22 protein-coding genes are annotated in these 26,227 nt (G+C 56.7%); 13 read left to right on the plus strand and 9 right to left on the minus strand.

Features of this window, described 5'->3' with window-relative positions:
* Positions 1-9: 9 nt before the first annotated feature.
* Positions 10-633, plus strand: a complete 624-nt coding sequence (locus tag ACR0CE_RS13405; RefSeq protein WP_480488113.1) for an RNA-binding protein — start codon at positions 10-12, stop codon at positions 631-633.
* Between the two features lie 8 nt (positions 634-641).
* Positions 642-3,125 carry a translation initiation factor IF-2 gene (gene infB / locus ACR0CE_RS13410; protein ID WP_209507191.1) on the plus strand — a complete coding sequence of 828 codons (2,484 nt, stop codon included), beginning with the start codon at positions 642-644 and terminating at the stop codon, positions 3,123-3,125.
* A 65-nt stretch (positions 3,126-3,190) separates the two neighbouring features.
* On the opposite strand, the gene ACR0CE_RS13415 is transcribed toward infB, so the two are convergent.
* The 5 genes from ACR0CE_RS13415 to ACR0CE_RS13435 form a co-directional block, all read right to left on the minus strand.
* Positions 3,191-4,018, minus strand: coding sequence for an alpha/beta hydrolase (locus tag ACR0CE_RS13415; protein ID WP_480559416.1), 828 nt, complete (start codon positions 4,016-4,018; stop codon positions 3,191-3,193).
* Positions 4,019-4,021: 3 nt separating this feature from the next.
* Positions 4,022-4,906, minus strand: coding sequence for a tryptophan 2,3-dioxygenase (locus ACR0CE_RS13420; protein ID WP_480832894.1), 885 nt, complete (start codon positions 4,904-4,906; stop codon positions 4,022-4,024).
* Between the two features lie 64 nt (positions 4,907-4,970).
* Entirely contained in the window at positions 4,971-5,999 is a 1,029-nt protein-coding gene (gene tdh, locus ACR0CE_RS13425) for an L-threonine 3-dehydrogenase (protein ID WP_480832922.1), read from the minus strand.
* A 14-nt stretch (positions 6,000-6,013) separates the two neighbouring features.
* Positions 6,014-7,198 (minus strand): glycine C-acetyltransferase, encoded by a 1,185-nt coding sequence (locus ACR0CE_RS13430; RefSeq protein WP_480832896.1) that lies wholly within the window; start codon positions 7,196-7,198, stop codon positions 6,014-6,016.
* Between the two features lie 110 nt (positions 7,199-7,308).
* Positions 7,309-7,872 (minus strand): helix-turn-helix domain-containing protein, encoded by a 564-nt coding sequence (locus ACR0CE_RS13435; protein WP_480507233.1) that lies wholly within the window; start codon positions 7,870-7,872, stop codon positions 7,309-7,311.
* Positions 7,873-7,988: 116 nt separating this feature from the next.
* Between ACR0CE_RS13435 and ACR0CE_RS13440 the strand changes: the two genes are divergently transcribed.
* Positions 7,989-9,164, plus strand: a complete 1,176-nt coding sequence (locus ACR0CE_RS13440) for an acetyl-CoA C-acyltransferase family protein (protein ID WP_480832898.1) — start codon at positions 7,989-7,991, stop codon at positions 9,162-9,164.
* A gap of 95 nt (positions 9,165-9,259) precedes the next feature.
* Here ACR0CE_RS13440 and ubiB read toward each other — a convergent pair whose 3' ends face one another.
* Together ubiB and ubiE are read right to left on the minus strand one after the other, a co-directional pair.
* A complete protein-coding gene (gene ubiB, locus ACR0CE_RS13445; RefSeq protein ID WP_480832900.1) occupies positions 9,260-10,789 on the minus strand; it encodes a 2-polyprenylphenol 6-hydroxylase in 1,530 nt (509 codons plus the stop codon).
* Between the two features lie 3 nt (positions 10,790-10,792).
* Positions 10,793-11,545 carry a bifunctional demethylmenaquinone methyltransferase/2-methoxy-6-polyprenyl-1,4-benzoquinol methylase UbiE gene (gene ubiE / locus ACR0CE_RS13450; RefSeq protein WP_480773994.1) on the minus strand — a complete coding sequence of 251 codons (753 nt, stop codon included), beginning with the start codon at positions 11,543-11,545 and terminating at the stop codon, positions 10,793-10,795.
* 86 nt (positions 11,546-11,631) lie between these two features.
* On the opposite strand from ubiE, the gene mutM reads away from it, so the two are divergent.
* The 6 genes from mutM to recF all read left to right on the plus strand — a co-directional run bounded on the left by mutM (position 11,632) and on the right by recF (position 18,259).
* Complete coding sequence (gene mutM, locus ACR0CE_RS13455; protein ID WP_480832902.1) at positions 11,632-12,483, plus strand: bifunctional DNA-formamidopyrimidine glycosylase/DNA-(apurinic or apyrimidinic site) lyase; 852 nt, start codon at positions 11,632-11,634, stop codon at positions 12,481-12,483.
* A 66-nt stretch (positions 12,484-12,549) separates the two neighbouring features.
* The gene (locus ACR0CE_RS13460) at positions 12,550-13,326 is read left to right on the plus strand and encodes an enoyl-CoA hydratase (protein WP_267363125.1); all 777 of its coding nucleotides are present in this window, start codon (positions 12,550-12,552) and stop codon (positions 13,324-13,326) included.
* Positions 13,327-13,551: 225 nt separating this feature from the next.
* Complete coding sequence (gene rpsT / locus ACR0CE_RS13465) at positions 13,552-13,815, plus strand: 30S ribosomal protein S20 (RefSeq protein WP_039541017.1); 264 nt, start codon at positions 13,552-13,554, stop codon at positions 13,813-13,815.
* Positions 13,816-14,370: 555 nt separating this feature from the next.
* Complete coding sequence (gene dnaA, locus ACR0CE_RS13470; protein WP_480832904.1) at positions 14,371-15,756, plus strand: chromosomal replication initiator protein DnaA; 1,386 nt, start codon at positions 14,371-14,373, stop codon at positions 15,754-15,756.
* A 224-nt stretch (positions 15,757-15,980) separates the two neighbouring features.
* Positions 15,981-17,102, plus strand: a complete 1,122-nt coding sequence (dnaN, locus tag ACR0CE_RS13475) for a DNA polymerase III subunit beta (RefSeq protein WP_267363127.1) — start codon at positions 15,981-15,983, stop codon at positions 17,100-17,102.
* A 59-nt stretch (positions 17,103-17,161) separates the two neighbouring features.
* On the plus strand, positions 17,162-18,259 hold the full coding sequence (recF, locus tag ACR0CE_RS13480; RefSeq protein WP_480832924.1) for a DNA replication/repair protein RecF: 1,098 nt from the start codon (positions 17,162-17,164) through the stop codon (positions 18,257-18,259).
* Here the strand turns inward: recF and ACR0CE_RS13485 are convergent.
* On the minus strand, positions 18,256-18,822 hold the full coding sequence (locus ACR0CE_RS13485; RefSeq protein WP_480832906.1) for a carboxymuconolactone decarboxylase family protein: 567 nt from the start codon (positions 18,820-18,822) through the stop codon (positions 18,256-18,258). The genes recF and ACR0CE_RS13485 overlap by 4 nt on opposite strands.
* Before the next feature lie 100 nt (positions 18,823-18,922).
* Here ACR0CE_RS13485 and ACR0CE_RS13490 point away from each other — a divergent pair, with 100 nt between their 5' ends.
* A complete protein-coding gene (locus ACR0CE_RS13490; protein ID WP_480832908.1) occupies positions 18,923-19,495 on the plus strand; it encodes a TetR/AcrR family transcriptional regulator in 573 nt (190 codons plus the stop codon).
* A gap of 114 nt (positions 19,496-19,609) precedes the next feature.
* Positions 19,610-22,027 (plus strand): DNA topoisomerase (ATP-hydrolyzing) subunit B, encoded by a 2,418-nt coding sequence (gene gyrB / locus ACR0CE_RS13495; RefSeq protein ID WP_209507176.1) that lies wholly within the window; start codon positions 19,610-19,612, stop codon positions 22,025-22,027.
* Between the two features lie 289 nt (positions 22,028-22,316).
* Here the strand turns inward: gyrB and ACR0CE_RS13500 are convergent, their stop codons facing one another.
* Positions 22,317-23,183, minus strand: coding sequence for an NAD(P)-dependent oxidoreductase (locus ACR0CE_RS13500; RefSeq protein WP_480832910.1), 867 nt, complete (start codon positions 23,181-23,183; stop codon positions 22,317-22,319).
* A gap of 102 nt (positions 23,184-23,285) precedes the next feature.
* Between ACR0CE_RS13500 and ACR0CE_RS13505 the strand changes: the two genes are divergently transcribed.
* Positions 23,286-24,203 carry a LysR family transcriptional regulator gene (locus ACR0CE_RS13505; RefSeq protein WP_480832911.1) on the plus strand — a complete coding sequence of 306 codons (918 nt, stop codon included), beginning with the start codon at positions 23,286-23,288 and terminating at the stop codon, positions 24,201-24,203.
* A gap of 48 nt (positions 24,204-24,251) precedes the next feature.
* Positions 24,252-25,916 carry an adenylate/guanylate cyclase domain-containing protein gene (locus tag ACR0CE_RS13510; RefSeq protein ID WP_480832913.1) on the plus strand — a complete coding sequence of 555 codons (1,665 nt, stop codon included), beginning with the start codon at positions 24,252-24,254 and terminating at the stop codon, positions 25,914-25,916.
* Positions 25,917-26,227: the final 311 nt, after the last annotated feature.

The raw sequence follows: 26,227 nt of genomic DNA on the forward strand, positions 1-26,227 counted from the left end.
GTGGCGCGTATGGGTCGCGGTGGCGTCCATAAGGATCGGTCTGACGGACCCGAACGCAAGTGCATCGCCACAGGCGAGGTTCAGCCTAAATATGGCTTGATCCGCTTTGTGACGGGCCCGGACGGTCAGGTCTTTCCGGATGTCGCGGCAAAGTTGCCGGGACGGGGCGTTTATGTGGCGGCGGATCGTGCTGCGCTGGACAAGGCCATTGGTAAGAAACTGTTTGCGCGGGGGTTCAAGGCACAGGTGACTGTGCCTCAGAACCTCGCGACAGAAGTTGAAAAGCAGATCGCGCGCCGTGTGATTGAGTTGCTCAGTCTGGCGCGCAAGTCCGGCGACGCGGTTGCCGGGTATGAAAAGGTCAAGTCGTGGCTGGACCGGGAAGAGGCTCAGGTGCTGATTCAGGCCACTGATGGATCGGGGCGCGGCAAGTCGAAGCTCAGTACGCCGCACTTCGGAAAATACATCGGTTGGCTGACGGCAGACGAATTAGGGCAGGCATTTGGGCGCCAAACGGTGATTCATGCGGCCTTGGCCTCTGGCGGACTCGCCAAACGTGTTGTAGAGGAAGCGCAGCGCCTGCGTGGCTTGCGCGAAACGGATGACGGCGGCAAGGGCCGCGCGGAAGGGTAAGAAGCTTTATGAGCGATAGTGACGGCAAAAAGACATTGGGTCTTCGTGGCGGGGCACGCCCCGGAAATGTGAAACAGAGTTTCAGCCACGGACGCACCAAGAATGTCGTGGTGGAAACCAAACGCAAGCGCGTGGTGGTCCCCAAGCCGGGCGCGGCAAAGCCGGGTGGCGGTGCCGCACCTTCGGGTGATCCGTCGCGTCGCCCCGCAGGTATTTCCGACGCGGAAATGGCGCGCCGTATGAAGGCTTTGCAGGCTGCAAAAGCCCGCGAGGTCGAAGAGGCCGCTGAACGCGAAGCCGCTGAAAAGGCGCGCGAAGAAGAGCGTGTGCGCCGCCGTGCGGAACAGGAAGCGAAAGAGCGCGAGCAGCGTGAAGCCGAAGAGCGCGCGCGTCAGAAAGCCGAAGACGAAGAGCGCAAGCGCTTGGAGGCTGAAGAAGAAGCCAAGCGTGCTGCTGTTGCTGCTGCGGCGCCAGCTCCGGAAGAAGCCAAAGCTTCGCGCAACCCGGCCAGCAAACCTGCGCCTGCTGCCGCGCCTCGCAAGCAGGATCGCGAACGCGAACAGCGCGGTCGTGGCAAGGGTCGCGAAGACAACCGTCGTTCCGGCAAGCTGACATTGGGTCAGGCCACCGGCGACGAAGGCAGCCGCCAACGGTCGATGGCAGCGATGAAGCGCAAGCAGGAACGCGCTCGTCAGAAAGCCATGGGCGGTTCGGTCGAGCGGGAAAAGGTGATCCGCGACGTACAACTGCCTGAGGCAATCATGGTCTCGGAACTGGCCAACCGTATGGCCGAGCGTGTGGCTGACGTGGTCAAATCGCTGATGCAGATGGGTATGATGGTCACGCAGAACCAGACCATCGATGCCGATACTGCCGAGCTTATCATTGAAGAATTCGGCCATAAGGTCACGCGCGTCTCTGATTCGGATGTCGAAGACGTCATCAAAGAGATCGAAGACAGCGAGGACGATCTGAAGCCACGTCCACCCGTCATCACCATCATGGGTCACGTCGACCACGGGAAAACTTCGCTGCTGGATGCAATCCGTGATGCCCGAGTTGTGGCTGGTGAGGCCGGTGGCATCACCCAGCATATCGGCGCCTATCAGGTGAAAACGGATGGTGGCTCGACGCTGACCTTCCTGGATACACCCGGCCACGCGGCGTTCACCTCGATGCGCTCGCGTGGTGCCCAGGTGACGGATATCGTGGTTCTGGTTGTCGCTGCCGATGACGCGGTCATGCCGCAGACAATTGAGGCGATCAATCACGCGAAGGCAGCCAAGGTGCCGATGATCGTTGCGATCAACAAGATCGACAAGCATGATGCAAATCCGGACAAGGTGCGCACCGATCTGCTGCAACACGAAGTGATCGTCGAGAAAATGTCGGGTGAGGTTCAGGACGTAGAAGTGTCCGCCATCACCGGTCAGGGTCTGGACGAGCTGCTGGAAGCCATCGCATTGCAGGCCGAGATTCTGGAACTGAAAGCCAACCCTGATCGCGCTGCCCAAGGTGCCGTGATCGAGGCACAGCTGGACGTGGGCCGCGGCCCGGTCGCAACGGTTCTGGTTCAGAACGGTACATTGCGTCAGGGCGATATCTTTGTCGTGGGTGAGCAGTATGGTAAAGTCCGCGCGCTGATCAACGACAAGGGTGAGCGCGTCAAGGAGGCTGGCCCGTCGGTTCCCGTTGAGGTTCTTGGTCTGAATGGTACGCCTGAAGCAGGCGATGTTCTGAACGTGACCGAAACCGAAGCACAGGCCCGTGAGATCGCCGCCTACCGTGAACAGGCCGCTAAGGACAAACGCGCCGCCGCCGGTGCCGCAACGACCCTTGAGCAGTTGATGCAGAAGGCCAAGGAAGACGAAAACGTCACCGAGCTGCCTATTCTGATGAAAGCAGATGTTCAGGGTTCGGCGGAAGCCATCGTTCAGGCGATGGAGAAGATCGGCAACGAAGAAGTACGCGTGCGCGTTCTGCATTCGGGTGTTGGTGCCATTACCGAAACGGATGTCGGTCTGGCCGAAGCGTCTGGAGCTCCGATCTTTGGCTTCAACGTTCGGGCAAATGCCTCGGCACGGAATACCGCAAACCAGAAGGGCGTCGAGATTCGCTATTACTCGGTGATCTATGACCTCGTAGACGACGTGAAAGCAGCCGCATCCGGCCTGTTGAGCGCCGAAATTCGCGAGAAGTTCATCGGCTACGCCGAGATTCGCGAAGTCTTCAAGGTTACAGGCGTTGGCAAGGTTGCTGGCTGTCTGGTCACCGAAGGCGTGGCGCGTCGTTCTGCCGGTGTGCGCTTGCTGCGCGACAACGTGGTGATTCACGAAGGCACGCTAAAGACGCTGAAGCGTTTCAAGGACGAAGTGGCCGAGGTTCAGTCGGGTCAGGAATGCGGTATGGCGTTCGAAAACTACGACGATATCCGCGCAGGCGACGTGATCGAAATCTTCGAGCGCGAAGAAGTCACCCGCACGTTGGACTAACCCGGCAAAGGATGAAACGAAAAACAGCGGCCCCCATAGGCCGCTGTTTTCTTTTACCGAAGCGCTTATTTTGTCTGGGGCAGAAACGTATCTGAATGCATGATGATATCGAAATGATGCATTCCTTGCGCGAGCATAAAGCTGACAGAGTGTCCGGCCTTTCGCAGTCTTTCAGCATAGTCGCGGCTTTGGCGAATGAACTCACCTGTATCCCGTTCGGCTACCGAAACATGGTATCGAGGACCGGGCCGGGGCAGATTGCGGATGGGTGACAGATCGTTGACCTCGACCGGTGTCAATTGCAGCGGATCGTTCACCGACATCAGGCTGATCGGTTCCAGGTCGTATATTCCGCTGATCAGAATCACATCCCGCACCCGGAGCCCCGCTTTGGCAAGGGCATCTGATGAGGTTGCCATCACCATCGCCGCCAGATGCGCGCCTGCACTGTGACCTGACAGGGTGATCCGCGACGGATCGAATCCCAGCTCCTCCGCCTGGGCCGCCAGCCAAAGCAACGCGTCACGGCATTCATCGATCATGCCACCAATCCGGACATCGGGTGCCAGCGTATAGTTCACAGTCGCAAAAGCTTGCCCGTGTTCTACCAGACCCGGTGCCATCAGAGACGATTCATTCTGGCTGAGCGCCTGCCAGTACCCGCCGTGAATGAAGACGTGCAGAGGTGCCTTGTCATCGCGAGCGGGAAAGAAATCCAGAACTTGTACGGGGCTATCACCATAAGCCAGATTTTCCCGTACCGGAAAGTCGGCCCGCGCCTGAGCGCTCAGTGCTTCATAACTGGCAAGATAAGGGCTCAGGTCGCCACCGATCATTGTGCTGGGGGAATACTCCCGCTCCAGCTCGGATTGCGAAAATCCTCGATACAACATGTCTTAGGTCTGCCCGCTGTACATCAATTCGGTGCGCACGTCGTAAAGGTCGTGGAAAAACCGCAGCTCTAGCGCCTTTCGCAAAAAGGCCACGCCGCTTGAACCACCGGTGCCGGGTTGCATCCCGATCACGCGCTCAACTGCGGTGGCATGATCAAAGCGCCAGCGTTGAAACAGGCTTTCCACATCCATCAGTTTTTCGGCCAAAGCATAAAGATCCCAGTATTTTTCAGTGTTGCGAAATACCTCGACCCAGATTTTTACCACGCGCGAATCGCCGGAATAGGGTTGGGCGTAATCGCGTTCAATCAGATCTTTGGGCACATCGAATCCTTGGCGGGCCAACATGTGCAACACTTCGTCATAAAGTGACGGTTTGGTCAGTGCGGCATTCAGCATCTCCATCACCTCTGGGTCATGCGCATGGACCTTCAGTGTTGAGGCATCCTTGTTGCCAAGGATGAATTCGATTTGCCGGTAGCCGTAGCTCTGAAACCCTGACGAGTTGCCGAGAGCCTGCCGGAACGTCATATAGTCGGCAGGTGTCATTGTCAGCAGGGTTTCCCAAGCCGCAATCAACTGCCGTTGAATGGCCTTGATGCGGTCGAGGTTTTTCATGGCTGGGCCAAACTCGTCCTGTTGCAGAAAACGGCGCACCTCGACCAGTTGGTGGTGCATCAGTTTCAGCCACAGTTCGCTGACCTGATGGATGATAATGAACAGCATCTCGTCTGGCTGCGCGGGGTCCTGAAAAGTCTTTTGCAGATTCAGCAGTGTTTTGAGTTGCAGAAAATCTCCATAGCTTTTGCGATGTGTCTCGGCGAAATCAGTGACCAGAGTGTCTTCGACACCTCTTTGCAATAGACGATCGTCTTTGTTCTCGCCCATCTCATGCCTCCCTTGTGCGATCCTTGCACCTGTCTAGGCGTTGAGTTCGTAACTTTCCAGCGGGTTAGGTCCAGTCAAGGACAACCTTGCCAGAGAGGCCGGATTTCATCGCGGCAAATCCATCCGCAAAATCATCAACCTCAAAGCGATGCGTGATCACGCGGGACACATCCAAACCGTTTTGCAGCATGGCGATCATCTTGTACCAGGTCTCGAACATCTCGCGACCATAGACACCCTTGATTGTGATCGCCTTGAAAACGATACGCGACCAGTCGACCGGAGATTTCCCCGGCGGTATCCCCAGCAGGGCGATTTTCCCACCCATCACAAGCGCCTCGACCATCTGGTCAAGCGCGGCTTGTGAGCCGGACATTTCAAGCCCCACATCAAAGCCTTCTTTCATTCCAAGCTGTGCGATGACATCGTGCAAATCTTGTTTGGAAACATCAACGGTCCGCACCGATGGCACCACATGTTCCGCCAGTTTCAACCGTTCGGCGTTAATGTCTGTGATCACAACATTGCGGGCGCCTGCATGGCGGGCAACGGCGGCGGCCATGATGCCGATGGGTCCTGCGCCGGTGATCAGGACGTCCTCGCCCAGAAGGTCAAAGCTTAGCGCGGTGTGTACAGCATTGCCCAGCGGATCAAGGATTGCCCCGATCTCATCCGGGATATCGTCCGGCAGGGGAACAACGTTGAAGGCAGGCAATTTCAGGTATTGCGCAAACGCGCCCTGTTCATTCACCCCGATCCCGCGCGTGCCGGGGTCGAGGTGAAATTTGCCTGCGCGGCTTTGACGGCTTTCAGTGCCGATCAGATGCCCTTCGCCGGAACAGCGCTGCCCAACGTCCAGGCCGGTGACGTTACGCCCAATCTCAACGATTTCCCCGGCGAACTCATGACCAGTGATCATCGGAACCGGAACGGTGTGAGAGGCCCATTCATCCCAGTTCCAGATGTGAATGTCGGTACCGCAAATTCCGGTCTTGTTGATCTTGATCAGCACCTCATCAGGCCCGATTTCAGGAACCGGGGCCCGCACCATCCACAACCCTTCTTCTGGTTTCGACTTTTCCAGCGCTTTCATTGTATTGGGTCGCATCAGATCACCCCCAGTTCCTTGCCGACCTTGCCAAAGGCCGCCAGCGCGCGGTCCAGTTCGTCCCGCGTCAGGGCAGCGTTCATCTGCGTTCTGATCCGCGCCTGTCCGCGGGGAACAACAGGAAAGAAGAAGCCCGAGACATACACACCCTCGTCAAACAGCTTGGCGGCCATCTCTTGTGCCAGCGTTGCATCGCCCAGCATGACAGGGATGATCGGATGTTCACCGGGCAAAAGGTCAAAGCCAAGCTTTTCCAGACCGGCACGCCAGTACTTTGCGTTTCCGAATAACTGCGCGCGTAGAATGTCGCCTTCTTCGACCAGACGGATCGCCTCAAGCCCTGCGGCGACGATGGATGGCGGCAGCGAGTTCGAGAACAGATAGGGCCGCGCCCGCTGCCGCAGCAGGTCGATCACTGGCTGCGGCCCGGCGATGTAGCCGCCGATTGCCCCCCCAAGTGCCTTGCCCAAAGTTCCTGTCAGAATGTCGACATCAACACCAAAGTGATCCGGTGTTCCGGCGCCGCGCGGCCCCATGAAGCCTGTTGCATGGCAATCATCGACCATGACGATGGCATCGTATTTATCAGCCAGTTCGCGAATTTTCGGCAAGTTGGCCAAATAGCCATCCATCGAGAACACGCCATCGGTTGCGATCATGATATGACGCGCGCCATCCTCGCGCGCCTGCTTCAGCCACGCTTCAAGGTCATTCATGTCATTGTTCAGATAGCGATAGCGCTTGGCTTTGCACAGCCGCACCCCGTCAATGATAGAGGCGTGGTTCAGACTGTCCGAAATGATGGCATCTTCAGGCCCCAGCAACGGTTCGAACAGCCCGCCATTGGCATCAAAACAGGCCGCGAACAGGATCGCATCGTCCTTGTTCAGGAACTTGGCCAACCGCTGTTCCAGTTCACGGTGAATATCCTGCGTCCCGCAAATGAACCGGACCGAGGCCATGCCGAAACCCTTCGGACCCATCGCATTGGTTGCGGCCTCGATCAGCGCGGGGTGATCCGCAAGACCCAGATAGTTGTTGGCGCACAGGTTGATCACCCGTTTTCCGCCCACCGTAATCTCACCGCCCTGAGGCGAGGTGATCATTCGTTCGCGCTTGTACAGCCCTTCGGATTCGATCTGCGCGAGTGTGTCCGTGATGTGGGACAGGAATGCATCTGCCATGGCGACCTCCGTTCAACTGAGTCGCACATCTAACATAGCGGATGAATTTCCCAAATAGGGGAATTTCAATATACAGGAAAAATTTCCGTGAAGGCGGAAAGTTGCTGATGTCAGGCGTTCTTTACGATCAAAAACACCCGCGCTGATTCTTTGGCCGAGATGGAATGCACGATATCCGCGGCATAGCGGGCGGTGTCCCCTTGGCTCAGTTCCGAAACGGCACTGCCCGATGTAACCTTGACGGTGCCTTCCAGCACTGTCAGCTGTTCGTGCGCGCCACGCGCATGGGGCTGACTGTTCAAGGCCCCGCCTGTGTCGAACTCGATATCATAAACCTCATGACCTCCGGCCTCTTCCGGTGGGGACAGGATGCGAATGCGACAGTTCTGCCCCATATTGTCGATGCTGGGCACCTCGGACGCGCGCAGCACCTCGATTTGATCGCTGGCTTTTGAACCTTCCAGAAGACCGGCAAAATCCACCTGTAGCGCACGTGTCAGGTTCCAGAGGGTCGAGATCGTTGGGCTGCTTTCCCCGCGTTCGATCTGGCTAACCATGGATCTGGATACGCCACTGAGGTTTGCGACTGCTTCCAGCGACAGTCCTTTGGCCCGGCGTGCTTCTTTCAGGCGGGCGGGCAAAAGGTTCAGGATATCGTCTGTGTTCTCCGTCATGACGGAATCCATGCGTATTGGGACCCCGCTTGTCAATTCCATCCGTGACGGCACGTCCTATAGGACAGAATAATGCTGCGTGTGCATACTGACGACGATTCCAAGAGGAGAAAGACATGACAGACATCGTATTGCTGGATGGTGCGCGCACCGCGATTGGAACTTTCGGTGGCGCACTTGCGTCAACCGCGCCCATTGATCTGGCGACGGTGGTCACCGAAGCCGCCTTGGAGCGGTCTGGGGTAGAAGGTGCTCAGATCGGGCATGTTGTATTTGGCCATGTCATCAACACCGAACCTCGGGACATGTACCTGTCGCGCGTGGCCGCGATGCAGGCCGGAATTCCGAACGGCACCCCTGCGATGAATGTAAATCGGCTGTGCGGTTCGGGGGCACAGGCGATCGTGTCAGCAGTGCAATCCTTGATGCTTGGCGATGCCGATTTCGCCGTGGCAGGTGGCGCAGAAAGCATGTCGCGCAGCCCTTACATTGTTCCACAGGCACGCTGGGGCGCGAAAATGGGTGATGTCACATCGCTGGACATGATGCTGGGTGCATTGAACTGCCCCTTTGGCACGGGGCACATGGGCGTGACGGCCGAGAACGTTGCCGATGAACACCAGATCAGTCGTGAACAGATGGACGACTTCGCCCTGACTAGCCAGACCCGCGCGGCAGCTGCAATTGAAGCCGGATATTTCGAAAGCCAGATCGTGCCCGTTCAGGTGAAGGTCAAGCGTGACATGGTGGATTTCAAAGTTGATGAGCATCCAAAGGCGACGACAGCCGATGCGCTGGCCGGGTTGCGACCGGTGTTCAAAAAAGATGGGCGTGTGACGGCGGGCAATGCCTCGGGCATCAACGACGGCGCGGCGGCGATGGTTCTGGCAACGGCGGACGCGGCGGAAAAGGCCGGATTGAAGCCAAAAGCGCGCGTGATCGGATATGCACATGCTGGCGTGCGCCCCGAAGTCATGGGTATTGGCCCGGTACCGGCCGTGCAAAACCTGCTCAGGAAGACGGGTCTTTCGGCGGAAGATTTCGAAGTGATCGAAAGCAACGAAGCATTTGCCGCGCAGGCGCTGGCCGTCAACCAGGAGCTTGGGTTGGATGCAGCGAAAGTGAACCCGAATGGAGGCGCGATAGCGCTGGGGCACCCTGTAGGCGCGACGGGCGCCATCATTACCATGAAGACGCTTTATGAGTTGGAGCGCACAGGCGGATCAAAAGGGTTGATCACCATGTGTATCGGTGGCGGTCAGGGGATCGCCATTGCCATCGAGCGGCTCTGATCCGGGTCTGGGCAAGGGGGGCTGTCTGCCCCCCATCGCGCAAGGCGCGATTCCCCCCGAGGATATTTTTAGCCAGATGAACCTGCGGATCACGATCAGCCGAGTGTAGTGATCAACAGAACTATGGCTGCGCCGGCAACCGCACCGAGAGCGGCGGGTAGGATTTTTGGCAACAGACCCGAGTTTTCCGGTTCTTCTTTGTGCGTCTGTGCAATCAACGCGTTTTCGACCAATGTCGGCAGGCGCGGACCAAAGCGTGCCAGAACCATAGCGGTTTTGGCAAAGTCACGAAGCGCGGCGCGCGGGCCGATGGATTGTTTGATGTAATCTTCGACCACGGGGCGGGCAACTTCCCAGATATTGATGTGGTCGTCCAGTGACCGGGCAACGCCTTCAACCACGACCATCGTGCGCTGTAGAAGGATCAGCTCGGTTCGGGTTTCCATGCCAAAACGCTCTGTCACTTCGAACAGATAGCTTAGCAAACGGCCCATCGAAATATGCGAGGCATCCATACCGAAGATGGGCTCACCAACCGCACGCAGGGCGCGGGCGAATTCATCGACGTCCTGGTGTGCAGGAACGTAACCGGCTTCGAAATGCACTTCGGCTACGCGCTTGTAGTCGCGGCGGATGAAACCGAACAGAATCTCGGCGTAGACCCGGCGCGTGTATTCGTCGATATGGCCCATGATACCGTAATCATAAGCGATGATATCACCGTTGGCGGCGACCTTGAGGTTGCCCTGATGCATATCGGCGTGGAAATAGCCGTCGCGCAGGGCGTGAAGAAGGAACAGGCGCAGCACACGTTCAGCCAGATCGCGGCGATCGTGGCCAGCGGCGTCCAGTGCGTCATTTTCACCCAATGGAACACCGTCGGCCCAGCTGAGTGTCATCACGCGTCGTGCCGACAGTGACCACAATACGGGCGGCAGCCAGAACCCTGTGTCGTCTTTTGTGTTGGCCGCGTATTCCGAGGCAGCAGCGCTTTCCAGACGCAGGTCCAGTTCACCCCGTACAACGCCATCGAAATGTTCAATGACCTCCATCGGGCGCAATCGGCGGGCTCCGGGCGCAAACAAATCGACGATGCGGGCGGCGAAGTAGAACGCATCTACATCCTTGCGAAAGGCGCGTTCGATATTGGGACGCAGGACTTTGACGGCCACGTTTTCTCCGGTGCTCGCAAGCTTGGCCTTGTGGACCTGTGCGATCGAGGCGGCAGCTATGGGTTCACTGAATTCGCTGAATATCTCGGCAACAGGTTGCCCCAGTTCCCTTTCTACTTCGGCCAAAGCCTCGGCTTTTGAGAACGGCGGCAGTTTGTCTTGCAAAACACGAAGCTGCACAGCCAGTTCATCGCCTACAACATCTGGGCGTGTCGAAAGCACCTGACCAAATTTGATGTAGGCCGGGCCCAGGGCGGTGAGCGCACGTGTTGCAGGCGGCATCTTTGGGTCGCCCTTGTAACCCAGCCACCAAAACGGTTTGCCTAGAGCGTGGGCAAGAAATCGAATAGCCCGTGGCGCCTCGAACGCGTCGAGGACCACATTCATGGCACCGGTGCGCTCAAGCGTGGCGCCCGTTCGGATCAGGCGGATGATGTTGTGGGGACCGCGCATGCGTCAGATCTTCCAGCCGGAATGCAGCGCGGCGATACCCATGCTGAGATTGCGGAATTTCGCGTTTTCGAAGCCAGCGGTTCGGACCATGTTCAGGAAGGTTTCCTGATCGGGGAACTTGCGGATCGACTCCACCAGATACTGATAGCTGTCGTAATCATTCGCGATCAGCTTTCCCATGCGCGGGATGACGTTGAAGCTATAAAGGTCATAGAGCTTTTGCAGCCCTTCATTGGGCAGTTGGCTGAATTCAAGCACCATCAGGCGGCCACCGGGTTTCAGCACGCGAAAGGCTTCGTTCAGGGCCTCTTGCGGGCGGGTCACGTTCCGGATGCCGAACGAGATCGTGTAGACATCAAAGGTGTTGTCCTCGAACGGCAGGGCCATAGCGTCGCCCACCACCCAGTTCAGGCTGTCGGCCATCTGGTCGGCTTCGGCGCGTTGCCGTCCTTCGACCAGCATGGGTTCTGTCAGGTCCAGAACCGTGGCATGGCCATAGCCTGCGCGTTTCAGAAAGCGAAAGGAAATGTCACCGGTTCCGCCTGCAACATCCAGCAAACGCTGACCGGGGCGTGGTGCCAGCCAGTCCATCATCGCGTCTTTCCAGACCCGGTGGATACCCATCGACATGACATCGTTCATCACGTCATATTTCGAGGCGACCGAGTTGAACACGCCCTGCACGCGCCCGGCCTTGTCAGCCTCGCGTACGGTTTCGAACCCGAAATGAGTGGTGTTGTCGCTGTTGTCGGACATAAGCCTTGCCGTTTGTCGAATTTCGCTTCTGTTATAGGGCTCTGGAAGCGGGGCACAATGCGGCCCTTTGGAATAGGAGCCCTGTAATGCCAGAATTGCCCGAGGTCGAGACAGTAAGACGGGGTCTTGCTCCCGCGATGGAGGGCATGGTGATAGAACGCGCCGATGTGAACCGCCCGGATCTTCGCTGGCCATTTCCCGAACGCATGGCAGAAAGACTGACCGGGCAGCGGGTGGATCGGTTAAGGCGGCGATCAAAATACATCCTGGCCGATCTCAGCAGTGGCGAGACCTTGTTGATACATCTGGGGATGTCGGGGCGAATGACGGTGTCAGGGGACCCACTGGGTCATTTCCTGCGCGAACATCCTGCCGCTGAGAAACATGACCATGTTGTTATTCACATGGCCAACGGGGCGCGTATCACCTTTAACGACCCACGCCGGTTCGGGGCGATGGACCTACTGCCTACAGCCACGGCCGAAGATCACAAGCTTCTGGCGGTTCTGGGACCAGAGCCCTTGGGTAATGATTTCCATGAGCAACACCTGATTGAAGCATTCAAAGGCAAGAATACCCCTGTCAAATCAGCTCTGCTGGATCAGGGAATCGTTGCCGGATTGGGGAATATCTATGTTTGCGAAGCGCTTTATCGCGGCAAGGTGTCGCCACGTCGCAAAGCAGGGCAAATATCTGCGGCACGTGTCGCATCGCTGGTTCCCATCATTCGGAGGGTGTTGCACGACGCGATCGAAGCAGGCGGATCATCCCTGCGGGATTTCCGCCAAGCTGATGGAGAACTTGGATATTTTCAGCACAGCTTTGATGTCTACGGTCGCGAAGGAAAGCCCTGCCGCACCGAAGGTTGCACTGGTCTGATCCAGAGAATCACCCAGTCCGGTCGCTCATCCTTCTACTGTGCGCAATGCCAAAGATAGCTTGATCCAGAGAATTCGCGTGGTAAGGACTCGTAACTGAACGGAACAACCGGAAGCTTTTTTCTCATGGCTTTTGAGACGATCATCGTCGAAATCGAAGACCACGTCGCCCTAATCAAACTCGACAGACCGGATGCGTTGAATGCGCTGAACTCCCAGTTGCTGGGTGAGTTGTGTACCGCGCTGGAAGAGGCGGACAGCAACGATAAGGTGCGTTGCATCGTCATCACCGGATCGGACAAGGCCTTTGCCGCAGGCGCGGACATCAGGGAAATGTCCGAGATGAGCTTTGTCGATGTCTACACCACCAACCTTTTTGCTGATGCAAACAACCGGGTTTTGGCGATTCGCAAACCGATCATCGCCGCGGTTGCGGGCTATGCTCTGGGTGGGGGATGCGAGTTGGCAATGCTTTGCGATTTCATCATTGCGGCGGACACTGCAAAATTCGGCCAGCCTGAAATCAACCTTGGCGTCATAGCCGGGTTGGGCGGCACCCAGCGTTTGACGCGCTTTGTCGGCAAGTCCAAGGCGATGGACATGAACCTGACTGGTCGGTTTATGGACGCGGACGAAGCCGAGCGCGCTGGTTTGGTCAGCCGGGTCGTACCGGCCAAGAAGCTGATCGAGGAAGCCGTCGGTGCGGCGCAAAAAATAGCCGAGAAATCGGCACTGACGGCAGCGGCGGCAAAGGAAGCGGTCAATCGCAGTTACGAGCTTCCGCTGAGTGAAGGAATGCTGTTTGAGCGTCGCGTCTTCCATTCCATGTTTGCCACCGAGGACCAGAAAGAGGGCATGGCGGCGTTTCTTGAAAAGCGGGCTGCGCAGTTTCGCGACAAGTAAAACGCAAGAGACTAATGAACGGCGGGCTATGCCCGCCTTTTCTTTATCCGGTTTGTGAGCCCCAAGAATCGGCTTGGCAATCCTTGAAATGTTCGGTATTGAGCGCCGCAATACATGCGCGTGCGGCCCGCTTGGCCCGACTCACACTCGTGATTTCTGATCCGGTGCGGATATATCCGTGGCGCGCAACCCTTGATAACCGTACCGAACGAAGGTCAGAGACACATGGCAAATTCGCCCCAGGCAAAGAAACGCGCCCGTCAGAACGAAAAGCGTTTCGCTGTTAACAAAGCGCGTCGTTCGCGCATCCGCACCTATCTGCGTAAAGTCGAAGAAGCGATTGCATCCGGTGACAAAGATGCGGCAACCGCAGCACTGCGCGCCGCCCAGCCTGAGCTGATGCGCGGCGTCACCAAAGGCGTGTTCCACAAGAACACTGCCGCGCGTAAAATGTCGCGCCTGTCGGCCCGGGTCAAAGCTCTGGGCTAAAGCCTGAGGGTTACCTTAGGTCAAGTCAGCAAGGCTGAACTAATGTCAAAGGCGCTGCGCATTGCGGCGCTTTTTTCGTGTTGCCGGAATACCGCGCCTTCACGAAACCGAGAGATTCTTTCGACCAAAGACCCGAGTCAATATCAGAGTTTCGTTGCCGCGCCCCATTTCAAGTTGCTACCACTGATGTCAGCGATTCACTCGCTTGGGGGGACAGGCTGTTTACTCGATCGGACTGACGGGCATCAGATCGATCTGGAAACATTCGTCGACGACTGGCGCAAGCTGGGCTGCCGATCTGCCGCGAAGTCCGGGTTATCCGGGATTCTCGGCCCTGTCTGAAAATTGAGATTGTGACGTGCAGCCCGAGTTTCGGGACGCTCATCTATTTTTGAGCGTCGAAAATCCGGGTGCACCGAACTTTCAGGGGCAATCCCCGCCAAACCGTTTGGTTTGGCGACAGGTTCCCTTTGGGTGTGTGAATGCAAGACCGGGCAACCGGCTTCGTATGATAAGGCCGACAGGCCAATAAGAATGGGATGCGTGAGGCGCTGAATGACACAAGAGAAATGGGGACTACTGCGTAACAAATTGCTGAAGGCTGTCGGTCGGAATAATTACACCACATGGATCGAGCCTCTGGAATTTAAAGAGCTGCAGGATGGTGTGGCGGTTTTTTCCGTGCCAACGAACTTTATGGGGAACTACGTCAGCCAGAATTTTGCGGACCTTATCTTGTACGAGCTGAATACGGCTGGGGAAACCGTTCAGCGTCTGGATTTCCGTGTTGCCGCCAACTCGCCCGCACGCCCCAAGCCCGCAGCCAAGGTGGTCGCCGAAACTCGGCCAGAGCCGGTACCCACAGTCGCTACGGATAGTGCGCATAACGCTTTGGAGTCGTTGCAGGCAGCGCCGCTCGATTCACGTTTCACCTTTGACAGTTTTGTGGTGGGCAAACCCAACGAGCTGGCCCATGCTGCCGCGCGCCGCGTGTCCGAAGGTGGCCCGGTAACATTCAACCCGCTTGTTTTGTATGGTGGAGTGGGTCTGGGTAAGACCCACCTGATGCACGCAATTGCCTGGGAACTGAAAACCAAGCATCCGGAACTGAATGTCCTGTACCTGTCAGCCGAACAGTTCATGTATCGCTTCGTGCAGGCCCTGCGGGAACGCCGGATGATGGATTTCAAGCATTTGTTCCGTTCGGTCGATGTGCTGATGGTCGATGACGTGCAGTTCATTGCCGGAAAGGATTCTACTCAGGAAGAGTTTTTCCATACGTTCAATGCGCTGGTGGATCAGAACAAGCAGATCATCATTTCGGCCGACCGCGCCCCGGGCGAAATCAAGGACCTGGAAGATCGTGTAAAGTCGCGCCTGCAATGTGGTCTGGTCGTTGACCTGCATCCGACCGACTATGAATTGCGCCTGGGCATTCTGCAAAACAAGGTCCAGCAATACAGCAGCTCCTATCCTGATCTGACGATTGCGGATGGCGTTCTTGAATTTCTGGCCCATCGAATCTCAACCAATGTCCGCGTGCTGGAAGGTGCTCTGACACGTCTGTTTGCCTTTGCCTCGCTGGTTGGGCGCGAGATCGACATGGAGCTGACGCAGGATTGTCTGGCAGATGTCCTGCGCGCATCCGAGCGTAAGATCACGGTTGAAGAGATTCAGCGGAAAGTATCCGAATACTACAACATCCGCATGTCCGATATCATCGGTCCCAAGCGCCTGCGATCCTACGCGCGCCCTCGTCAGGTGGCGATGTATCTGTGCAAGCAGCTGACCAGCCGGTCGCTGCCAGAGATCGGTCGTCGGTTCGGCGGGCGCGACCACACCACGGTCATGCATGGCGTCAAGCGCATTGAAGAGCTGAAACTGACCGATGGCCAGATCGCTGAAGATGTGGAGATGCTACGTCGGTCTCTCGAGGCCTGAACCGTGCCAGCGGTGCTATGAAACGCTCCGGGCTTCTGCGCCGGGGCGTTTTTTGTGCGTAATAATCCACGGTTGCACCAGAACTGAGGCCTGTGGGGCACGCCGCACTTGACGGTTGCTGCATTCCGACCCAGAAATCCGTAAAAAATCCTTGTGCCTCGGGGTGGAACCGCTAACGTGCCAGTCCCGCCCATGTCGGTACGCAAGTCAGAGGAATTGAGGGTATGAAGATCAGCATTGAACGCGGCACCCTTCTAAAGGCCGTTTCGCAGGCCCAGTCTGTTGTAGAACGTCGCAATACCATTCCCATACTTGCCAATGTCCTGATCGAGGCCGAAGGCGATCAGGTCCAGTTCCGTGCCACCGATCTGGATATCGAAGTGGTCGATAAGGCACCCGCACAGGTCGAAAAGGCAGGCGCGACGACCGTTGCGGCAACAACCCTGCATGAGATTGTGCGCAAACTGCCCGACGGTGCGCTGGTGACACTGACTGCTGACAGCGCCGCTGGACGGCTGACAGTTGAAGCGGGTCGGTCGAATTTTTCGCTGGCGACACTGCCGAAGGAAGATTTTCCGGTGATGGCATCGTCTGAGTATCAATCGAATTTCACCGCTTCGGCGGCATTGCTGCGCCGGTTGTTTGACAAGTCGAAATTCGCCATCTCGACCGAAGAGACCCGGTACTATCTGAACGGTGTCTACATGCATGTGGCAGATGGGTCCGAGGGTGGAAAAGTGTTGCGTTGTGTGGCCACCGATGGCCACCGGCTTGCGAGGATCGACGCAGATTTGCCGGATGGCGCGGCGGATATGCCGGGCGTGATCGTGCCCCGCAAAACAGTGGGCGAGTTGCGCAAGCTGCTGGATGATGACGAGATGGATATCGCCGTTTCGGTCAGTGAAACCAAGGTACGCTTTGCCACGCCGGATATCACGCTGACGTCGAAGGTTATTGACGGCACCTTCCCCGACTACACACGTGTGATCCCGCAAGGAAACACCCGCAAGCTTGAAGTGGATGCTGCTGAATTCGCGCAAGCTGTGGACCGCGTGGCAACTGTTTCGTCGGAGCGATCGCGGGCAGTGAAGTTGCAATTGGAAGGCGACAAGCTGATCTTGTCGGTGAATGCACCCGACAGTGGCGCCGCCGAGGAAGAATTGGCTGTCGCTTACGGGGATGAGCGGTTGGAGATCGGGTTCAACGCCAAATACCTGTTGGAGATTGCGTCTCAGGTGGATCGTGAGAATGCAGTTTTCCTGTTCAACTCGGCTGGTGACCCGACATTGATGCGCGAAGGCAACGACCTGAGTGCTGTATACGTCGTCATGCCGATGCGCGTCTGATCGCGCGGACGCGCGATGCCTCCGGCGGGAGTAATTTTGAAAAGATGAAGGGAGGGGTCATGGGATTGGCCCTGACCGAGCTTACGGTCTCGCATTTTCGATCTCATAAGCTGGCGCGGTTGTCTCTGGACGGACGTCCCGTTGCTATTCACGGGCCAAATGGGGCCGGGAAGACCAATCTTCTTGAAGCGGTGTCGTTGTTTTCACCCGGTCGCGGAATGCGGCGGGCGAGTGCAGCCGAGATGACCCGACGGCCCGAGGCGTTGGGTTGGAAACTGTCTGGGTTGCTGGACGCTCAGGGGCAGCGGTTTGAGATCGAAACTTGGTCCGAGGGCGGTGCAGCGCGACAGGTGCGAATTGATGGCAAGTCGGTGACGCAGATCGATCTGGGGAAACTTGCGCGAGTTGTCTGGCTGACCCCGTCAATGGACCGTCTGTGGATTGAAGGGGCGGAAGGGCGTCGGCGGTTTCTGGACCGTATCGCGCTGAGTTTTGACCCAGCCCACGCTGAAGCATCGCTGATCTATGAAAAAGCGATGCGCGAACGTAACCGTTTGCTGAAAGAGCAGATCAGGGATGCGCATTGGTACGCCGCGCTTGAAGGGCAGTTGGCCGAGACAGGGCACCGCATCCATACCGCGCGGTTGAGGTCGCTGGATCTTCTGCGGGCAGCGCAGGACAGGGCGGAAACGGTCTTTCCTTCGGCCGAGCTGGAGTTGGTGCAAACCGAAGGCGCAATGCCCGAGACGGCGGAAGATTTGCGAGACGCGTTGGGCGAGAGCCGGTTTAGGGATCTGGCAGCGGGCCGGACCCTGGTGGGGCCGCATCGGTCCGACCTGTATGGTGTGTTCGCGGCCAAGGGCGTGCCGGCAAGGGAGTGTTCCACTGGTGAGCAGAAAGCGCTCTTGGTGTCGCTGATCCTGTCCAATGCGCGGGCGCTGGCGGCAATGCTGGGCGCACCTCCGATCGTTCTGCTGGATGAAGTGGCCGCGCATCTGGATGCTGGGCGGCGTGCAGCGCTTTATGACGAGATTTGCGCGCTGGGCGCTCAGGCCTGGATGACCGGTACCGGGCCTGAACTGTTTGCGGAAATGGGTGACCGGGCCCAGACACTGATCGTGACTGAAAGCGATGAGGGGTCGGTCGTGACCGCTTAGGCCGGTTCGCTGACTTTACGTTCCCACAGAAAGCCGCGCATAACCTCGTCCACCGGAGTTTTGGCCATGTGGTTGACGTAGTTGGACATGGTTTTCTGGGCCAGACCCAACACGACATCCAGAACCGCGCGGTGTGAATAGCCCGCGTCAAAGAACGCCTGAAGCTGATCTTCGGTCGGGTTGCCGCGGGTTTCCATCACTTGCAGGGTGAAGGTGCGAAGTGCTTCGAGTTTGGCTGAAGGCAGCGGAGTTTCATTGCGCAGGGCGTCTGAGACCTCGTCCGATATCTTCATCATCTTGGCGATACCGGTGTGGGCGGGCACGCAGTAGTGGCACTCGTTTTCAACATTGATGGTCTGCCATACGACGGTTTTCTCATCATTGTCGAAATCGGTTTTCAGGAACAGGCCGTGCAAAATCTGGTAGCCTTCCAGATGTTGAGGGCTTTCGGCCATGACCTTATGCAGGCCGGGCAAGCGACCAAAAGCGGCCTGAGACTTTTGCAGCAGCGGTTTGGACGCTTCAGGCGCGGTTTCGAGGTCGTGAGACGGGAAATTGGCCATGTCGGAACTCCTGTTTCTGGCGCGATGGGTCGTATTTAGGGTTTCTTGAGTGATCGCTCAAGTATATATTTGAGTGAACGTTCAAGAATTGGTGATGTTGATGCCTCGCAAACCCGCATATGATCGTGACGCGTTGATCGCGAAGGCGAAGGATATCTTCTGGCGTCAGGGCTGGGCTGGTACATCGCTGAAAGATCTAGAGCGGGAACTGAAGCTGAAGCCCGGCAGTTTTTATGCGGCGTTCGGGTCGAAAGATGCGCTCTATGCGCTGACGCTGGAGAGCTATACGCAAGAAGGTGTGGCGCGCCTAAAGGCCCTGGTGGAAAAACTGGGCCCGAAGGAGGCGCTGAAAGCGCAGCCCCGATTGGTGATCGAAGCAGCCGAGACCCCGGCAAAGGCCTGCATGTTGGCAAAGACATATGCCGAGTTGAAGGCGAAGGATCATGACCTTGCGGATCAGGCGGCGCATCACATGGCGGAAATGAAAGACTGTTTCGCGGATCTGTTTCGCAAGGCTCAGGATGCCGGTGAAATCGGGGCGGGACATGATCCGGGTCGACTGGCGGCACGGTATCAGTCGGACATTCTCGGGCTGCGATTGTCGGCCGAGCGCACAGATGTTGATGCGGCGCAAATTGCTGCGGATATCGCTTCTGATATCGATCGTTTGTGATTCCCTTTTCGGGTGGCAAAAAACGATCCGGAACAACACAAAATATTGGGGGATGGCGTGACAATCCCTACCAGAAAACGTATAAGTTACCAAAATAATATAGGTACTGACTGAATGTCCGAAGACGCACAGGCCCCTCAAGAATACGGCGCAGATTCTATTAAGGTTCTCAAAGGCTTGGAGGCAGTTCGCAAACGCCCCGGCATGTATATCGGGGACACGGATGATGGCTCGGGTCTGCACCATATGGTATATGAGGTTGTCGACAACGGGATTGACGAGGCTTTGGCGGGTCATGCCGACCATGTGACGGTGAAAATTCACGCCGATTCCAGTGTTTCTGTCAGCGACAATGGGCGTGGTATTCCGGTGGACATCCACCCGGAAGAAGGCGTGTCGGCGGCCGAGGTGATTATGACCCAGCTGCACGCCGGTGGGAAATTCGACAGCAATTCGTACAAGGTGTCGGGCGGCCTGCACGGTGTGGGTGTTTCCGTTGTGAATGCGCTTTCGGATTGGTTGGAACTGCGCGTCTGGCGCAATGGCAAAGAGCATGTCGCGCGTTTTGAAGGTGGCGAAACCGCTGAGCACCTGAAGGTTGTCGGTGAATGCGGGGGCCGGACAGGAACAGAAGTGCGGTTTCTGGCTTCGACCGATACATTCTCGAACCTTGAATACTCATTCGAGACATTGGAAAAACGCCTGCGCGAACTGGCATTTCTGAATTCGGGTGTTCGGATCATCCTGATTGACGAGCGTCCGGCGGAACGGCTGGAAACCGAGCTGTTCTATGAAGGTGGGGTCAAGGAGTTCGTCAAGTACCTCGACCGGTCCAAAACCCCTGCCATGTCCGAGCCGATCTATATCAAGGGCGAGCGCGACGATATAGGTGTGGAGATCGCAATGTGGTGGAATGACAGCTATCACGAATCTGTCCTGCCCTTTACCAACAATATCCCTCAGCGAGATGGCGGCACCCATGTGGCAGGTTTCCGTGGTGCCTTAACCCGGACGATCAACAACTACGCGCAATCCAGCGGGATTGCGAAAAAGGAAAAGGTCAGCTTTACCGGTGATGACGCGCGCGAAGGTCTGACCTGTGTGCTGTCGGTCAAAGTGCCTGATCCGAAGTTCTCGTCGCAGACCAAAGACAAGCTGGTCAGTTCCGAGGTTCGCCCGGCGGTCGAAGGTCTGATGAACGAAAAACTTGCCGAGTGGTTTGAAGAAAACCCGACCGAGGCCAAAGCGATCGTCGGCAAGATCATCGAGGCCGCACTGGCGCGCGAAGCCGCTCGAAAGGCGCGTGAACTGACCCGCCGCAAAACGGCGATGGATGTGAACTATCTGGCGGGCAAGTTGAAGGATTGTTCCGAGAAAGACCCGTCCAAAACCGAAGTCTTCCTTGTCGAGGGGGATTCGGCGGGTGGATCTGCGCAAACGGGCCGGGACCGTCTGACACAAGCGGTTCTGCCTCTGCGCGGTAAGATTCTGAACGTGGAACGCGCGCGGTTTGACCGGATGTTGTCTTCGCAAGAGATTGGTAATCTTGTCATGGCGCTGGGTACCGGTATTGGCCGTGATGAGTTCAACATTGAAAAGCTGCGTTACCACAAAATCGTCATCATGACCGATGCGGATGTGGACGGCGCGCATATCCGAACCCTGCTGCTGACGTTCTTCTACCGGCAAATGCCCGAGTTGATCGAAGGTGGATATCTCTATATCGCGCAGCCGCCGCTCTATAAGGTTTCGCGCGGTAAATCAGAGGTTTATCTGAAGGATCAGGCGGCTCTGGACGATTATCTCGTCAACCAGGGGGTCGAGGGCGCCGTACTGAAACTGGGATCGGGCGAAGAGATCATTGGTCAGGACTTGGCCCGGGTGGTGGACGAAGCGCGCCAGTTGAAACGCGTTCTGGACGCCTTCCCGACGCACTACCCGCGCCACATTCTGGAACAGGCAGCCGTTGCCGGTGCCTTTGTGCCGGGTGCGGTGGACGCCGATCTGCAAGGGGTGGCTGACAAGGTTGCCGCCCGTCTGGACCTGATCGCGTTGGAGTATGAGCGTGGCTGGCAGGGCCGGATCACGCAGGATCACGGAATTCGGCTGGCCCGCATTCTGCGTGGTGTCGAAGAGGTTCGCACCTTGGACGGCCCGATGCTGCGGTCGGGGGAGGCCCGCAAAACAGGCAGCTTCACGCAAAGCCTGCAAGAGGTCTACAACACCTCGGCCACGTTGATCCGCCGTGATCGTAGCCAATTGATCCACGGTCCGCTGGACCTGCTGCGCGCCATTCTGGAAGAAGGGGAAAAGGGCCTATCCCTACAGCGCTACAAAGGTCTGGGAGAGATGAACCCCGACCAGCTTTGGGAAACAACTTTGGACCCGGATGCGCGCACGCTGCTTCAGGTGCGCGTAGACGATATGGTGGAAGCCGACGATCTGTTCACCAAGCTAATGGGTGATGTTGTCGAACCTCGTCGGGAATTTATCCAGAAAAACGCTTTGAGCGTCGAGAATCTGGATTTCTGACGGTGTTGTAGGTGCGCCCATAGCTTTGCATTTCGCCCAAAGAATTGCATTTTTGGCCCAAAACTTTGGGCGCATTAACCTTCAACTTTCTTGGTTCGAGGCTCCATATCTTCGGGTCTCATTCTTTGCTTGTTTCGCGCCATCGCCGTATTGCCGGGGAAGGTTTTCGGATGGCCGCTTCCAGCCCAAAACGGACATTGGCGACGAAACTTCGCAATCCCATGTAAGCAACTTTTCAACCGATTGTTTGTCCAAGTCGAACGACCATTTTGACAGTAAGCTTTCGATATCAGCAGGCATTCGTCATGTGCTTGACCAAAAAGGTCAGTTGTTTGTCTCCGTATCCACCCTCCCACGCCGCTTTTGTGCGTTCATGCATCATTCGGATGAAGTCAGCAGGTGCATTCAGAGATATGCAGGTCCTTAGAGCGTCCTCCTGGGCCAATGCGTAGACTTTCAACGAGGCTTCAGCGTCGTCATAGTCCTCGGTCGGAACAGTTCGGGTAAAGAGATCGTAATAGTCATTTACCAACTTGATCGTGGCAGGGAGTTGATCGGCATAGACCTGCATAGGAACACCAGCTTTCTGGCAAACCAGTGCGCCGTATATCATCCCAAACATGAACCCTTGCCAGACAGTGAAGAGACCAGCAAAAAGTGCTGCAAGAGCTGCGGGTTTCTCACCGATCTGAGCGGATTTTCCCCCAAGAGACCTTATCACTTCGCCGTAGCGATCCCAAGTTCCGGCACTGCCCACGGTAAGGATGGTGGTGTCGCTGCTACCGATGCCGGAAGGGTATGCATTGATCATGCCCAGCATGTAGTCTGCGTTTTTTTCGCTGAGAAATGAGACCAGTGAATCAGCATCGGACGTGTCGCCGGTGCTCATATCGCAGATTGTTTTCCCCTTCAAGGAAACACTTAGACCGCTGATCAAATCGACAGTTTCCTTGTGACTTTTGATACAGACGATGATGAAATCGGACGCGGCAACAGCGTCTTCCGGCGATACGCAAATAACTGCACCTACCTTTGCAAACGACTTTGCCTTTTCAGGTGTCCGATTCCAGACGCAGACGCTGTAACCTGCTTTGAGCAGGCAATGCGCCAGCGCCGAACCCATGTTGCCCAATCCGAGTACCGCAAGCGTTGCCATGGTTGCCTCCTGTTCTGGTCATTGGTGTTCCACGTCAACATGCGTGGGAATTGAGAAAACGCGTAGTTGTAAATATTTCTGTATTGTTAGATTTTCTGACTTATGGATTGGCACACGTTACCTTCGTTGACGTCTCTCAGAGCCTTTGCCGCCGCCGCAGAGTTTAGAAACTTGACCCGCGCGGCAGCGGCACTGAATGTGACCCACTCCGCGGTCAGCCAACAAATCCGAGGACTGGAGCAGCATCTAGGAACCCAGCTTGTTTCTCGGACGCGACACGGTATCGCTCTGACTGCACAGGTGGAATTCTTAGCGGCGGGTTTACATGAAGCATTCGCCTCAATGGCGTCCCTGACTGAGAGCATATCAAGTGCAGAGGCGGTTCGCCCATTGGTGGTCAGCGCGACACCAATGTTTTCAAGCGCATTCCTCATGCCGCGCCTATCGGCGTTTGTTCAGGAGTTCCCGGATATCGAGCTACGGATCGACTCAACAATCCAGGCTGTCGACCTCAAACCAGGGGGCATCGACATAGCCATTCGATACGGCACCGGCCGCTGGTCGGGACTGGTCTCGCAAATGTTGCTACCTGGCTGTCTGACAGTGGTTGCTGCAAAAGAATTGATTGGAAGAAGAGTGCTCAAAGACCCAATTGAATTGCTCGACTTTACTCTTCTTCAGGAACAGGCTTCGGTCGAATTTGACTTATGGTTGGAAAAGGTTGGAGTACCACCTGGTGCCGATAGGAGAGTTGTTCGCTTGCCGGGCAACATGCTGCTTGATGGAATCCGCCGGGGTGATGGTGTTGGGGCGACGGTTCCGGCATTCATCTCTGATGAATTGAAGTCTGGGGAACTCGTGGCGCTGTTCGATGATCCAATCCCGCAGATCGGCTATCATCTCGTCACGCTGCATGGGCCAGTTCGCCCAGCTGCAAAGGTGTTTCAGAAGTGGCTTTCGAATTCAATTACGGAATATGAGAAAAGCCTTTTCAGATGGACGCCAGCTCACTTGATATAACCGTTGTTGGTGTTCAACTCGAATGGATAACAACAACCCAAAGCGGTCATGAAATTTCGCAAGATGAGGACAAAAAAGGCCGTTTGCCCACTGAGCAGATTAAGCAGACGTATCGCAGCGTTTTCCAAAGCTGAAACAGACTTCAAACATGATCAGAAACCGCCCCTGTTCACTTTCGCATGGTCTAAACACGTAGCGACCAGTATGAAACAGAAAGGAGGACAATACATGGAGCGAAAGCTGGCGGCCATCCTGATTGCTGACCTTGTCGGCTTTACCGCCCGAATGGAGCGGGACGAGAAAGGCACGCTCGAAATCCTCTCAGCGCACATTGACGATATTGCTGCGCCGCTTGTCGGTCGGCATCACGGTCGCATCGTCAAACAGATGGGTGATGGTCTGCTGGCCAGCTTCGACAGCGCCGTCGATGCCGTTTCCTGCGCGGTTGAATGGCAAAATTCGCCAGTGGTGGGCTCCGACCCACTTCGCTTTCGCATCGGCGTCACTCTTGGCGACATCATCATGCGCGACGGAGATGTTTTTGGATCCGGTGTGAACCTTGCGTCTAGGTTGGAGCAGCTTGCCCCACCCGGCGGTGTGTTGGTGGCGGACGCTGTATATCGTGTGGTCGGGAACCGTATACCGGTCGCTTGGGAGGATGCTGGTCAGCACACGGTAAAGAACGTTGCCGAACCGGTACATGCTTGGCGCATTGGCGGGTCAAGCGCAGTATGCGCTGAACCGCCTCGGTCTGAATCATCAGGAAAAGCCACTATTGCGGTCTTGCCTTTACACAACTTGAGCGATGACCCCGAGCAGACCTTCTTCAGCGACGGGATTGCGGAAGACATTATTGTGGGCTTGTCACGTTTTCGGACGCTTAAGGTTGTTTCCAGAAACGCGTCATTCAGGTTCCGGACACAGGACACGGATCCGGCCAAAATCGCGGAGGCTCTTGGCGCAGATTACCTGGTCGAAGGCAGCGTACGAAAGGCCGGCAGTCGCGTGAGAATCTCGGTACAACTCGCTGACGCCCGTACAGGTACTCAACTTTGGTCGGATCGATACGACTACGAACTGGAGGACGTTCTGGCGGTACAAGACGAGGTGGCCCGAAGTATCGTCGCAGTGTTGCCAGGCAGGGTCCAGCACGATGTCGTCGACCGTTCGACACAGAAACCAACGGATCAGATGAAGGCCTATGAACTGATGCTAAAGGGCAAGGCACTACGCGACGGCTTGAACGCACGAGATACGGCCAAGGCGAGAGCGTTGTTGGAACGAGCGGTCGCGCTCGATCCGACCATCGCGCGATCTTACATGTATCTTTCGGACACATATGTCATAGACTTGTGGCTTGGTCTGGCAGACGCTGACGCACCGGCCCACACGTTGAAAATCGCCCGAAAGGGCGTGGCACTGGATAACCGGGACGTCTACATTCAAGACCAGCTTGGGTTTGCTTATCTCTGCGCCGGACTGTGGAGCGAGGCCGAAGCGCAATTCAACAAGACACTTTCCATGATAGAAAGCGAGGCGGAGTCGATGGCTTGGTGCGGCTATGCTTTCCTACTGCTCGGCCAGCACGAAAAGGCACGCGACGTAGTTTCGGAAGCTATGGCGCTGGACCCGCTACATCCGCCTGCCATCGACTGGATTATGGGGAGGTCGAATTTTTCAACGGTAACTATGAAGCAGTGCTTGGTTTTCTAGTGGGAGCAGCGCGGCTTAACTCGTTGGCCACTGCATTTGTTGCCGCGTCTTACGCGCGGCTCGGACGAGAGCGAGACGCCTCCGACGCATTGCGAGAATTCGTCACCGAACGTCACGATGAGTTCACAAGCCGAGGTATTGTGGATGAGGATGACACAGTAGATAGTCTTGCCCGCGGGTTTCGGTCTATGTGGCGACGACCGGATGATTTTGAACGTCTTGCCAATGGGTTACGGGCGGCAAGTTTGACCGGCTGACGCCGACATTAACTCTATTGTCCAACTGCTGCTCACCTCAATTACGCGTTTCTC

The sequence above is a fragment of the Ruegeria sp. L11 genome (assembly GCF_056531755.1).